15 protein-coding genes are annotated in these 12,245 nt (G+C 37.6%); 9 read left to right on the top strand and 6 right to left on the bottom strand.

The annotated features are described in order from the left end of the window. Positions 1-248: 248 nt before the first annotated feature. The 3 genes from ACQKIM_RS21345 to sirA form a co-directional block, all read right to left on the bottom strand. Complete coding sequence (locus tag ACQKIM_RS21345) at positions 249-719, bottom strand: S-ribosylhomocysteine lyase (RefSeq protein ID WP_427547888.1); 471 nt, start codon at positions 717-719, stop codon at positions 249-251. Positions 720-900: 181 nt separating this feature from the next. Next, a complete protein-coding gene (locus ACQKIM_RS21340) occupies positions 901-1,119 on the bottom strand; it encodes a YneF family protein (RefSeq protein WP_004232154.1) in 219 nt (72 codons plus the stop codon). Positions 1,120-1,219: 100 nt separating this feature from the next. Beyond that, positions 1,220-1,645, bottom strand: a complete 426-nt coding sequence (gene sirA, locus ACQKIM_RS21335) for a sporulation inhibitor of replication protein SirA (RefSeq protein WP_427547886.1) — start codon at positions 1,643-1,645, stop codon at positions 1,220-1,222. 354 nt (positions 1,646-1,999) lie between these two features. On the opposite strand from sirA, the gene ACQKIM_RS21330 reads away from it, so the two are divergent. The 7 genes from ACQKIM_RS21330 (at position 2,000) to ACQKIM_RS21300 (ending at position 7,564) form a co-directional block, all read left to right on the top strand. Next, positions 2,000-2,353 carry an ABC transporter permease gene (locus ACQKIM_RS21330; RefSeq protein WP_427547884.1) on the top strand — a complete coding sequence of 118 codons (354 nt, stop codon included), beginning with the start codon at positions 2,000-2,002 and terminating at the stop codon, positions 2,351-2,353. A gap of 15 nt (positions 2,354-2,368) precedes the next feature. Then, positions 2,369-3,007, top strand: coding sequence for a PspA/IM30 family protein (locus tag ACQKIM_RS21325; protein WP_427547882.1), 639 nt, complete (start codon positions 2,369-2,371; stop codon positions 3,005-3,007). A gap of 165 nt (positions 3,008-3,172) precedes the next feature. Further along, positions 3,173-4,285, top strand: a complete 1,113-nt coding sequence (locus ACQKIM_RS21320) for an alpha/beta fold hydrolase (protein WP_427547880.1) — start codon at positions 3,173-3,175, stop codon at positions 4,283-4,285. A 63-nt stretch (positions 4,286-4,348) separates the two neighbouring features. Continuing rightward, positions 4,349-5,032 (top strand): cell wall-active antibiotics response protein LiaF, encoded by a 684-nt coding sequence (liaF, locus tag ACQKIM_RS21315; protein ID WP_427547878.1) that lies wholly within the window; start codon positions 4,349-4,351, stop codon positions 5,030-5,032. After that, a complete protein-coding gene (locus ACQKIM_RS21310) occupies positions 5,029-6,066 on the top strand; it encodes a sensor histidine kinase (protein WP_427547876.1) in 1,038 nt (345 codons plus the stop codon). The genes liaF and ACQKIM_RS21310 overlap by 4 nt, the downstream gene beginning before the upstream one ends. Further along, a complete protein-coding gene (locus ACQKIM_RS21305) occupies positions 6,041-6,673 on the top strand; it encodes a response regulator (RefSeq protein ID WP_427547874.1) in 633 nt (210 codons plus the stop codon). The genes ACQKIM_RS21310 and ACQKIM_RS21305 overlap by 26 nt, the downstream gene beginning before the upstream one ends. Before the next feature lie 234 nt (positions 6,674-6,907). Further along, positions 6,908-7,564, top strand: coding sequence for a hypothetical protein (locus tag ACQKIM_RS21300; protein WP_427547872.1), 657 nt, complete (start codon positions 6,908-6,910; stop codon positions 7,562-7,564). 220 nt (positions 7,565-7,784) lie between these two features. Here the strand turns inward: ACQKIM_RS21300 and ACQKIM_RS21295 are convergent, their stop codons facing one another. Beyond that, positions 7,785-8,438: an HAD family hydrolase gene (locus ACQKIM_RS21295; RefSeq protein WP_427547870.1), complete on the bottom strand. Its 654-nt coding sequence runs from the start codon at positions 8,436-8,438 to the stop codon at positions 7,785-7,787. Between the two features lie 127 nt (positions 8,439-8,565). On the opposite strand from ACQKIM_RS21295, the gene ACQKIM_RS21290 reads away from it, so the two are divergent. Continuing rightward, a complete protein-coding gene (locus ACQKIM_RS21290; protein WP_427547869.1) occupies positions 8,566-8,913 on the top strand; it encodes a hypothetical protein in 348 nt (115 codons plus the stop codon). 29 nt (positions 8,914-8,942) lie between these two features. Here the strand turns inward: ACQKIM_RS21290 and tkt are convergent, their stop codons facing one another. Continuing rightward, the gene (tkt, locus tag ACQKIM_RS21285; protein ID WP_427547867.1) at positions 8,943-10,937 is read right to left on the bottom strand and encodes a transketolase; all 1,995 of its coding nucleotides are present in this window, start codon (positions 10,935-10,937) and stop codon (positions 8,943-8,945) included. Between the two features lie 310 nt (positions 10,938-11,247). Further along, entirely contained in the window at positions 11,248-11,481 is a 234-nt protein-coding gene (locus ACQKIM_RS21280) for a DUF896 domain-containing protein (protein WP_427547865.1), read from the bottom strand. A 190-nt stretch (positions 11,482-11,671) separates the two neighbouring features. Here ACQKIM_RS21280 and ACQKIM_RS21275 point away from each other — a divergent pair, with 190 nt between their 5' ends. After that, a complete protein-coding gene (locus tag ACQKIM_RS21275) occupies positions 11,672-12,184 on the top strand; it encodes a GNAT family N-acetyltransferase (RefSeq protein WP_427547863.1) in 513 nt (170 codons plus the stop codon). The last annotated feature ends 61 nt before the right edge of the window (positions 12,185-12,245 follow it).

Genomic DNA, 12,245 nt, shown 5'->3' with positions numbered 1-12,245 from the left:
AAGGCGTTGTTGCTGTCGCTACGCTTTCGCACAGATAAATTGTCACAGGACGTGACGCACTTAGTCTTCGTTCCTCCAGCGCAGGAAGCCTTGCTCTGCGCGAAAGCGAAGCGTCAGCGGCAAAGCGAGCAGCCTGGAACGGAAATCACCTTCATTTGACTTAGTAGTCTTCGCAAAGAGTCCCTTGACCATTTAGTTTTTCAACACTATGAAACCTTGCGTGATAAATTTCACGCAAGGTTTATTTTTTATTCAGCAAAAACGATATGCCATTCATCACGTTTTGCTAAAAATTCTTTGGCTAATGCTTGTGCTCCTTCTAAGCTATGGCTCGCTGCCCAGCCACATTGCACCTCATTACATGCAGGAACGGCTGTTGCCTTTGTTACATCCGTAAATGTCTTTTCTAAAATATCTAATAAATCCTCGTAATCATTATGATTAATCAATGATACATAGAAGCCCGTTTGACAGCCCATTGGACTAAAATCAACAATTTGATCTGAATAATTGCGGATAATGTCAGCCGATAAATGCTCTAAGGAATGTAATGCAGGCATTTCCATATGCTCTTTATTAGGCTGCTTAAAGCGAATATCGTATTTATATACTTCGTCGCCATTTTTTCCTGATTTTACACCAGCTAAACGAACATACGGTGCTTTCACCTTCGTATGATCTAAATCAAAGCTCTCAACATTTGTTTTTTCTTTCTGCAATACACACAACTCCTTTAATATAGATTAAATCCATTATAACGAGTTTTCCGATAGAATTGTATGATTTTTAAGAATTATATAAAATATAAAGCAATAAGAGCCTCACTCACTTTAGAAAAAAGGCACTATAATGAAAAAACAACTAGCCAGGCTTGGACTAGTTGCTCTTAAAAAATTCCAATTATTTTTGGAACTTATTCATTTGTGCCATCATTTGACGTACTTGCTTTTCAGACGGCGTACGACCCATTTGTGCCATCATCATACGAATCATTTGTTCATTAATTGGTGGGTTTTCTTTTAAATATTTCATCATAGCTTGACGAGCGAAATAGAAACCAAGTGCCGCGCCCGCTGCTAACGCAATAATTACGATAATAATCCAGCCCCATGTAGGCAACATAACCAACCTCCTCCACTACAATATACCGAGAAAAAACTCTCCACGCACCATTATACAACAAATAGTAGCGCGTTACTATATATTGTAGCGAATTTTGCTAGTGCATCGTATACTTCATGGGTTTTAGCCATCCACACTCATTATCTTGTTTATTGAAGGCAATAAAGCGCTCACTCATCTTCGCAAGCATCTGGAATAGATCTAAATCAAGCATTCTGGATCCTTCACAATAGACACAAATTTTACGTTCCACCAAATAGATTGCCATTTTCCCCTTAATTGGATGTTCTAAAAATAAGGCATTACGAGCTCTTTCTAAATGTGCATATTTGGAATCTAGCTGCGCCTCAAGCATGGCAGCAATCTCATCGAATCGAACAGATTCACATATATAGGCAAGCTCTTTTAAGGATTTCTCGTTAGCATCTTCACAGCCCTGCATCATCTCTAATAACTTTCGCTCTCTACCGAAAATAAACGTTAAATGCTCTTCTTTTATTTTATATATGGAATAGGTTCTCACCAGAAATCCTCCTTCGTTCAGTTTCTTTTTTCATAAGTATAGCTCAAGCTACCTCCTTAATTTGTCAAACGAAGGAGGTATTCATCTTCTATTTTTGTCGAAAACCTTCTAGTTTCGGACCTATCAATGACATTATGACAGAACAAAGAGTGAAGCAATTTTAAGCATGAATATGTGGCTAAGTACTTGTAAAATCAGCTTATTTGTTCCGCAATCATTGATTATAAAAGCCTTTATAGCAATAGCTTAGATTGTTCTCAGCCTCAAGACCTAGAGTAAAATCAATTTCCAGTCCGTTTTAGAAGAGCTTTACGAAAGGTACTATAAAGGTACAAACGAAAGGAGCTAAAACATATGAAAAAATTTCTTTTATTAACAGGAGGCATCATTGCAGCATGTGTAGCACTAGCCTTAATCGGGCCACTAGCAGGGTTACTATTTTCGGGGTTATTTGTAGCACTTGGCATGCACTTCTACATTGCAAGTAAATCAACATTCGGCAAAATCATTTGGTTCACAGTGGGTCTAATCGGTGTTCTTTCAGCCGTATCTAATATCCCAGCAATGATTGGATTAGCGGCAATCGCTATCATCTACGTGATCTATAAAAAGTGGAATAACGAAGATGTTAAAATTCCAACAATTGAAGCAAAAGAAGAAGATCCGTTTACAAACTTTGAAAAAGAATGGTCAAACTTAACAAAATAAAAGGAGAGAAATTATATGAACTTATTTCAACGCTTTAAATACACAATAGAGGCTGACTTACATCAGGTATTTGATAAAAAGGAACAAAAAAACCCAATTGCCATGCTAAATCAATATATTCGCGAGGCAGAAAAGCAAACTGAGCAAACAGGAACATTATTAGAGCGTCAAGGTCAGTTAAAAGAAAAACTGGAGCAGGAGCTGAAACAAAACACTGAGCTACTCGCTAAACGTGAAGCTCAACTAAAATTGGCTAGTACTAGCGGTGAGCAGGATTTAATCGATTTTGCTACTGATGAGGTTGCTGCATACACAGCACGAAACAACACATTACAAGCTAGTATTGAAGCAAGCACACGTGAATACTTCGAGCTTGAGCGTAAATTTGAAACGATGAAGCACAAAATTAAAGATATGAAAGTGCGTCAATTACAGCTGATGGGCAAAGAAAACGTAACACGTGCACACCATCAAATGGATGGTATGCTTGCAAAAAACAATAAAGCGAACTTTGAGGATTTAGAAGCCTATATCGATAAGCTTGCTTACCAAATCGACAAAGACCATGAAGTAACTACTTTTGAGGCTCGTCTTGCACAGCTAGAAAAAAATGCGGCTCAAGAAAACACAACACTGCTAATTGAAAATAAATAACATGTTATAATATAAAGATATAAGGGATGCCTCTATTAGGAAGCATCCCATTTCTTTGAAGAAAAAACTATGAAGGAAAACCAAAAATACTGAAGTCAGAGGTGTTGGATTCATAGAAAAATCTCAGCATCGTTACCTCTGAAACGGAATAAAGGAATTTTCAAGATGAAAAACAGAAAGTGGTTTAGTCATATGATTAAAATATGTCTTTTTACTTTTATTATACTTCTATTATTTGCACTTATATTATTCGGTTATCGTTTGGTGGTCCAACAGCACATTATTCAAAAAAGTGCTGAAATTATTGAAAATGGCGGTATAAGTGAGCTAAAAGAAATAGCAGTCAATGGAGATAAACAGTTTATCTTAGTGGAAGGGCAAGATAAGGAGAAGCCCTTTTGTTTATTCCTTCATGGAGGGCCGGGTTCTCCATTCCCTTATGGTGTAAGTGCTCGAACATTATATCCTGAAATTACCGAGAATTGCGTAGCAGTCTATTATGACCAAAGAGGTTCAGGTAAAAGCTTTAACAAGGAACTATCGATTGATACTATGAACCTTTCTCAATTTATTGAAGATGCTACTATAATAGTGGATTATATTCGAGAGCATTATCAGCAGGAAAAAGTCTTTGTCATTGGTCAATCCTTTGGTACGATTATTGGTACTCAATTAGTGTCTAAATATCCTGAGAAATTCCACGCCTATTTAGGTATTGCTCAAATAACTGATATTATTAAAGGGCAGGAACTCGGTTATAGCTGGTTAAAAAATAAGGCGCAAGATAATGATGATGAGAAAACACTGAGCATTTTGGAGGATTTAGGAAAGGGACCTTATCTAGAGGAGGACGAGGATCGATTTAGTGACCTGATTAATCAATATAAAGGGATGAATTATTTTGATGAAACGATAGAAAAGGTTAATCTTTTTGATTTAATAAAAGGCGCTTTTACTTCACCAGATTACTCTTTACGGGATTTATATACAGCTTTTATTTCTGGACCACAATTTAGTCTTATAAAAAGCCAAGAATTAAAAAAAGAAATTATCCTTACGAATTTTTTCGATACTGTAAAAAGTATAGATGTTCCGGTTTACATTATTCATGGAAAATATGATAAACAGGCAAATTATGAATTGGCGAAACAATACTACGAGCTTTTAGATGCACCAAATGGTAAGGAATTTATTACATTGAAGCACTCTGCCCATTACCCAAATCAACTCGATTCACCAATCATAAATGACACAATAAAAAATATGCTTAAAAAATAAAACTTTGATCTTTTAGAGAAGTTCGGCTTCTCTCATCAATATCTAGAAAGAAGGGTGACCCTCTTGCAAAATTTCACAACAAACAAGCTTACATTTTGGGTACTAAGCTTCTTTTTACTTGTCTTTGTAGAGCTGACAATTTTTAATAATGGCGGCGCCTTTAGTCTATTGATTGGAGCAGGACTTCTTTATTTGAGTTTCTCGAAAAAAATTCGTTTCTTTAAATGGACAGGAATTTTCCTTATTGCCATAGCCCTCTTTACGATGTGGAGCCTGCGCCTGTTTATAGTTATTATACTGCTCTATATGCTTTATCAATATTTACAAAGAGAAAATGAAGCAAAGGTGGTCGGCTCTGAGCTATTTGAAAAGATTCCTGCTACGAAAAATGAAATATTCGGTACGCTGCCTGCACCTATAGATGCCTATAAATGGCAAGATGTACAAATTCAAAGGCTCGCTGGTGATATTACGATAGATACAACACAAACCATTTTACCTGCTGGCACAAGTCTAATTACGATTCGTCAAGGCATTGGTAAGGTGCAAATTTATATACCTTATGAAATTCCATTCCGTTTACATTATACAACCCTATTTGGCGATATAACTTGCTTAAATATTGGGCCACAACGCTTACTGAACGAAAGTGTAAGCTTTTCAGATGGCAACCCTGAAGATGCAAAGCGTACGCTTATCATACATGTTGCAACATGGCTTGGAGACTTGGAGGTGCTACGTAAATGATTGCTTTTATCTCAAGAATCTTTACGCTATTTTTCATTTTAACAAGTGCTGCTTTCGGTCTCCTTGTAGCTGTTTGGGGAGAACCAAAGGAAAAGACCTGGGAACCTCTTTGGCAGCAACAATATGGCAATATGCCATTAGGCGGAATAATTATCCTCACCATTTTTGGTATTAGTCTACTAATAGCAAGCTGGATTAGTATGACAGCTCGCGCTAGAGAGGCTCAGGCAACGCACATCGTCAAACAATTAATTGAACCAGATTTTATCTTACCCAAAAAGCAGCCTTTGCCGAAACCACTGAAAAAAGCAATCGTGCAAACGAGCGAATTAATCGATACCCAACGAAAAAGTTTGCAGCGATTATCGAATGAACGTGCAGAAGCACATGATAAAATTATACAGGAACGCATTATTGCTGAACGTCAACGCCTTGCCAGAGAACTACACGATTCTGTTTCACAGCAATTATTTGCAGCCTCTATGCTATTGTCCGCTTTAACGGAGAACGATGAAAATGCCACAAGTTTAAAGCAGGTCGAAAAAATTGTTCAGCAGGCACAGCTAGAAATGCGAGCATTATTACTGCATCTACGCCCTGTTGCATTGCATAATAAAACACTTGCACAAGGTCTAGAGGAGCTCATTATCGAGCTTCAGCAAAAAGTATTTTTTCATATTGAATATGAGCTGGAGGAAATGTCTTTATCTAAAGCAGAGGAGGATCATTTATTCCGTATTGCTCAGGAGGCACTATCCAATACGTTACGCCATGCAAAGGCCAGCGAGGTCGAATTACTGCTTGTCGCCCGAGATGGTTTAGCCATCTTACGCATACAGGATAATGGTCTTGGCTTTGATGTTGAAGTGGATAAATCTACTTCCTATGGCTTGCAAAATATTGCCGAACGAGCAGTTGAGATTGGCTGTACGTACAAAATTGTGTCAGTGCCTGGAGAAGGTACAATTGTAGAGGTAAAAATTCCACTGCAAAAGGAGGTCGAAGTAAATGATTCAAGTGTTAATAGTGGATGACCACGAAATGGTACGCATCGGTGTTTCTGCCTACTTGTCAGCACAGCCAGATATTACGGTTGTAGGTGAAGCTGAAAATGGCAAAGTGGCGATCGAACGTGCCCTTGCCCTTCGTCCCGATATTATTTTAATGGACAATGTTATGCCAATTATGACAGGGGCTGAAGCAACAGTTGAAATTTTAACCGCATGGCCAGAGGCAAAAATAATGATGGTCACAAGCTTTTTAGATGACGACAAAGTCTATCCTGCACTAGAGGCAGGCGCAGTCAGCTATATTTTAAAAACATCAAATGCTAAGCAGATTGCAGATGCTATTCGCAAAACAATGGGTGGCGAAACGGTGTTAGAGCCAGAGGTGACATCAAAAATGATGCATCGTATGCGCCATGGCAATAACACCCCACTCTATGAGCAATTAACAGACCGTGAGATGGAAGTGCTGCTGTTAATGGCTAAAGGTAAGGCCAATCAGGAAATTGCGGATGACTTATACATTGCCTTAAAAACCGTGAAAACACATGTCAGCAATATTTTAGCAAAGCTTGATGTCCAAGATCGCACACAGGCAGTTGTCTACGCCTTCCAAAATGGGCTGGCAAAATAATATTGTTCATTCCACTATTTCAACTTCAAAGAAATGAAACTGCATTTTTAGCAATGCAGTTTCATAGTGTTGAGAATCAAAATGGTCAAGAAAATCCTTTTTTATATAGCTATAACTATTTCGATTTAAAAGTATCTCTGAGCATGATAGGATAATAGTGCAAAGGAGGTGCAATTGGCCTAAGGAAATTGTGCTATAAATAGAAAGTGCAAGGACTTTTTGACATTTATATAAATGAATAAAAAGAAAATTATTCTTATTGTTAGTTTATTTGTACTATTTTTAACAGGCTCACGTATTTTATGGTTGGATTTATTAAATAACACAAACCAACCCTATGCAGTAAAAGGACAAATCGACTTGCGAGAATGGAATTTTAACGATAATCATTCCATTACATTAGATGGGGAATGGGAGTTCTTTCCCTATACGTGGTTAATTAACGAAAAACAGCCAATTGATGCGGCACGAAATAATTTATCATACATACATGTTCCAAATGGGTGGGATTCTTCTTTACAGGAGGGGAAAGTAACCCCATATGGTTACGGTTCTTATCGCTTAAAAATTCTTGTTAATCCATCTGATAATAGTACCTACAGTATTAGAGTACCAAGTGTTCGGAGCTCTTCTGAATTATATGTGAATGGTAGACAACTATCGAAATCGGGCAGAATTGGTGAAAATGCGGATACAACCATTGCCAAAAACATACCCTATTCCACTTCTTTTGAAGTAAATAGTCTTAGTGAAATAGAAATTATTGTGCAAGTTGCTAATTATAAGGACTCTCGTAACGGAGGAATTGTTCGCTCCATTAAATTGGGCAAAGAAGAAGTAATTAATCGAGAGACGCAATTATCTGTAACGATGCAGCAAAATATCGTTTAAAGTTCTTAAAAAGCAAGTTGATGGATAGCAGAGCTGGAATGGTGGATAGAATTATAAAAGTGATGGATAGAACCAGAAAAACAATGGATACAGCCATGAAAGTAGTGGATATCAACCCCTCGTTTTGAAAAAGGACTGTACTTTTTAATTGTCACTTTGATTTCATTGACATAATAGTATTTCAACAACACGAAACTGCATTTTTAGCAATGCAGTTTTTTTATTTACTAAAAAATGCCTGAAGCTCAGGGACACTGCTTACTATATACGTTGCCTGTGCATCCTGTAGTTCTTTCAATGACCCGAAGCCGTATGTTACACCAATAGAATCAATTTGATTTTCTTGTGCGCCAACAATATCATATTTTCGATCCCCGATCATAATAAATTGATGACGAGGAACCTCATTAAAATTCTCTAGAACAAACTCGATAATTTCACCTTTTGCGGATTGTGTACCATCTAAATGACTTCCGACCACAAGGTCAAAGAAATGCTCAATATTAAAATAGCTTAAAATTTGTTCCGCAAAAATGGTTGGCTTAGACGTAGCTACTGCTAATTGATAGCCTTGCTCCTTCAAATTTGCTAATAAGGATGCTACATCTGGATAGAGCTTATTTTCATACATGCCCTTTTTCGAAAATCGCTCCCGATAATAAGCAATCGCTTGTTGGATTTGTGCCTCATCCATACCATATTGTTCAGCAAGAGATACTTGCAATGGTGGACCAATAAATATCTCTAGCTTATCCAAATCCTCCTCAATAATCTCCATCTTTTCTAAGGAATATTGGACAGATTTCGTAATACCGATTTTAGGATCAGACAAGGTACCGTCTAAATCAAATAATACTACACTATAGTCTCTCATTTCTCTACCCCACTTCTTCAAAATCTCCCCTAATTATACATAAATAAGAAAACAACAGTATATATTTTAAGAAAAATTGAACCTTCTATTTCTATTATCGTTACTATTTAGTATAAGGAGGAATTGTATGGAAACACATTTTACTTATAAACAATTTGTTACAAATCATTCGTTTTCTTTACTCGATCCTATTTTTGAGGTCATATTGCTTTTCGCTGCGATATTGTTGATGATTGTCTTTTTTAAAAATGTACCTACTTGGTTTTGTCTACTGTTTGCAGGACTCTCCATCCTTATTTCAGGTCAACTGCTTTGGTTTAGTGGTATTATAGCCGATGAGCTCAATATTGGAGGAAGTGCAAAGAGCTTCTTCATATTTATTGCAACTCTATGTATTCATGGCGCAGCTATTTGGATTTCCCTCATAAAATCTTCCAAACATGAAAAAATACCACAACACTCAGAGGGCTTTTAACCTTCTGAGTATTGCGGTACCTCAATATATTAGAGAGCTTTTACCTTCTCAACAACATTTTCTACTGTAAATCCATATTTCTCCATTACTAATTCACCTGGTGCTGATGCGCCGAACTTGTCGATAGCAAGAACGTCACCTTCAAAGCCAGTATATTTATGCCAGCCGAATGACGCACCCATTTCAATTGCAAGACGTTTTGTCACAGCTTTTGGAAGAACCGATTCTTTGTAAGCTGCGTCTTGTTTTTCAAAGCGATCCATAGATGGCATTGATACAACTGCTGCATCTATACCTTCTGCTTTTAATGCTTTTTGTGCCTCCACAGCAAGTGAAACCTCAGAGCCAGTTGCAATTAAAATCGCATCTGCCACTTCTTTTGAAGCTGGCGATACTGTATAAGCACCCTTCGCAACACCTTCACGTACCGTATCAATAGATGCATTAAGTACAGGCAAGTTTTGACGAGATAGTACTAAAACAGTTGGTGTTTTTTCTGATGCTACCGCAAGCTCCCAAGCAACTGCTGATTCATTTGCATCTGCTGGACGAATAACAGATAGGTTTGGCATTGCACGTAATGATGCAAGATGTTCGATTGGCTCATGTGTTGGGCCATCTTCCCCTACTGCAATAGAGTCATGAGTAAATACATACGTTACAGGTAGACCCATTAATGCAGAAAGACGAACGGCTGGACGAACATAATCAGAGAATACGAAGAACGTACCACCAAATACATTTAATCCACCATGAAGAGACATACCGTTCATAGCAGCACCCATTGCAAATTCACGAACACCAAACCAGATGTTACGACCAGCATAATTTTCTGCGGAGAAATCGCCTGCACCCTTCATCGTTGTTTTATTAGAGCCTGCAAGGTCAGCAGAACCACCAAAGAATGAAGGTGTTTTCTTCGCAATGGCATTAATCGCATCACCCGAAGAAGAGCGTGTTGCAACAGATTTACCTGCTTCATATACTGGCAAATCAGAAGCAAAGTCCTCCGGTAACTCCCCATTCATAGCTTTTTCAAATTGAGCAGCTAGCTCTGGGAATTCTTGTTTATAGGCTGCAAATTTAGCATTCCAAGCTTCTTCAGACTGTGCTCCTTGAACTTCAGCAGCAGCATTAAATGTATCGTATACTTCAGCAGGGATTTGGAATGGCTCATGTGCCCATTCATAGGCTGCTTTCGTTAATACGACTTCATCTGTACCAAGTGGTGCACCGTGTGAATCTGCTTTACCAGATTTATTTGGGGAACCGAAACCAATCACCGTTTTTACTTCAATCAATGTTGGTTTGCCAGTTGATTTTTTAGCTTCCTCGATAGCTGTGTTAATGGCTTCAACATCTGTGCCATCTGCTACTTTTAAATAGTTCCAGCCATATGATTCGAAACGTTTTTGCACATTTTCTGAGAATGATTTTTCCAAATCACCATCAAGAGAAATATCATTTGAATCGTAAAGTACGATTAATTTTTCAAGTTTTAAGTGACCCGCTAAAGAAATAGCTTCTGCTGCTACACCTTCCATTAAGTCACCATCGCCACAAAGTGCGAATGTATAGTGATCAACAATGTCATGACCTGATTTATTGTAAGTAGCTGCTAAATGGCGCTCAGCCATTGCCATACCTACTGTCATAGCAATACCTTGACCTAGAGGACCTGTTGTTGCCTCTACCCCAACTGTATGACCATATTCAGGATGTCCTGGAGTTAATGAATCCCATTGACGGAAGTTTTGAATTTCCTCCATTGGTAAGCCGTAGCCACCTAGATGAAGTAGACTGTACAGAAGCATAGAGCCATGACCTGCAGAAAGTACAAAACGATCACGGTTAAACCATTTTGGATTAGCTGGATTATGGTGAAGTTGTTTTGTCCAAAGCGTATAAGCCATTGGCGCTGCCCCCATCGGTAAACCTGGGTGACCTGAATTTGCTTTTTCAATTGCATCGATTGACAATGTTCGGATAGCATTAATCGCTAGTTGATCCGCATGTTGAGTCATTTTGTTGTGACATCCTTTCTCGTCCTATATATTGTTCTTTTACAGTTTAGTCAACATTGTCACAGAAAACAATGCTTTTGTTATACTATTTACCTTTTGTAACATACTTTATCTTTATTCAGTAGAAAATCCAACCTCATTATAAAGTAATAACTATAATATTTTCACAGCCATAAACCATATAAGGTCAACTGAATAAAGATAATGCCTCCAGCGGATGTCACGGATTTTGAAAGGAGTGAATTGTGCTAACACAATTCAAAATTCGGACGCAATTACGCTGAGACGTAATTATTCTAAATGTGTCACATTAATTTAGAAATTTATTTTTTTTCGCTTGTTTAACCTTCTCTGGTGTTACATCATTGCCTTCTGCATCTACCACTTTTACATGTTCGATGGTATCACGCATAGTTGCTCTAAATGTATCTAAATACTCTTTACGAAGTGCTGTCTGCTCCTTCGCTTCCGCCTCCGTTAATGTCCCATTCTTTGCTTTGGCAGAAAGTTCATTGATTCGCTTAATTTTTTCCTTTGATAACATAATTACACACCTTTCCAGTACATATCTAAATGTATTTGGTATGCAAAGTATAGCATGTATTCCCTTAAAATGCAGTTATACCAACCCTTTTACTTTAGTAAAAAATACCACTAATAACATGACTTTCAGGAGTTAGATGTGTATAACTATAGTAGAGCCTTTAAAATTTACATACATGGAGGAAAAGACGTTGAAGATAGAAACAAATAGATTATGCATACGAAAATTTAAGGAGGACGATTGGCAGGCAGTCTATGAATATACGTCAGATAGTCAGGTTATGAAGTATATACCAGAGGGTGTTTTTAACGAGGATATGGCTAAGAATTTTGTCTCAGACAATAGTGGTGAACAGGCAAAATACTTTCCAGTTGTTTTAATAGAAGAGAATTTGATAATTGGTCATATTGCTTTTCATCAATATTTTGGCGACCATACATTTGAAATTGGTTGGGTTTTTCATCCGAATTACTACAACAAAGGCTATGCTTCGGAGGCAGCAAAAGCTGTACTGCACTATGGATTCAAGGAAATGAACCTGCATCGGATCATTGCAACGTGTCAGCCTGAAAATATTGCCTCCTATCGGGTAATGGAGAAAATCGGCATGAGACGTGAAGGTTATTTTAAAAAATGTATCCCGAATGGTGATGAATGGTGGGATGAATACTATTATGCTGTTTTAGGTGAGGAGTGGGTATAGCAAATATTGCTGTTACAATCGAGCAAAGGGAAAGTACACTTCTAACAATTTGCAAATAAAT

Origin of the sequence: Lysinibacillus sp. NPDC047702 (assembly GCF_050272555.1) — a bacterium.
Classification (GTDB): domain Bacteria; phylum Bacillota; class Bacilli; order Bacillales_A; family Planococcaceae; genus Lysinibacillus.
This window is presented reverse-complemented; position numbering and strand designations above follow the sequence as displayed.

Bases quoted from the DNA above. Each gene is read 5' to 3' on its own strand.
- ACQKIM_RS21330 (WP_427547884.1), top strand. From the start codon at position 2,000: ATGAAAAAATTTCTTTTATTAACAGGAGGCATCATTGCAGCATGTGTA.
- ACQKIM_RS21325 (WP_427547882.1), top strand. From the start codon at position 2,369: ATGAACTTATTTCAACGCTTTAAATACACAATAGAGGCTGACTTACAT.
- ACQKIM_RS21320 (WP_427547880.1), top strand. From the start codon at position 3,173: ATGAAAAACAGAAAGTGGTTTAGTCATATGATTAAAATATGTCTTTTT.
- ACQKIM_RS21310 (WP_427547876.1), top strand. From the start codon at position 5,029: ATGATTGCTTTTATCTCAAGAATCTTTACGCTATTTTTCATTTTAACA.
- ACQKIM_RS21305 (WP_427547874.1), top strand. From the start codon at position 6,041: ATGATTCAAGTGTTAATAGTGGATGACCACGAAATGGTACGCATCGGT.
- ACQKIM_RS21300 (WP_427547872.1), top strand. From the start codon at position 6,908: ATGAATAAAAAGAAAATTATTCTTATTGTTAGTTTATTTGTACTATTT.
- ACQKIM_RS21295 (WP_427547870.1), bottom strand. From the start codon at position 8,438: ATGAGAGACTATAGTGTAGTATTATTTGATTTAGACGGTACCTTGTCT.
- ACQKIM_RS21290 (WP_427547869.1), top strand. From the start codon at position 8,566: ATGGAAACACATTTTACTTATAAACAATTTGTTACAAATCATTCGTTT.
- tkt (WP_427547867.1), bottom strand. From the start codon at position 10,937: ATGACTCAACATGCGGATCAACTAGCGATTAATGCTATCCGAACATTG.
- ACQKIM_RS21280 (WP_427547865.1), bottom strand. From the start codon at position 11,481: ATGTTATCAAAGGAAAAAATTAAGCGAATCAATGAACTTTCTGCCAAA.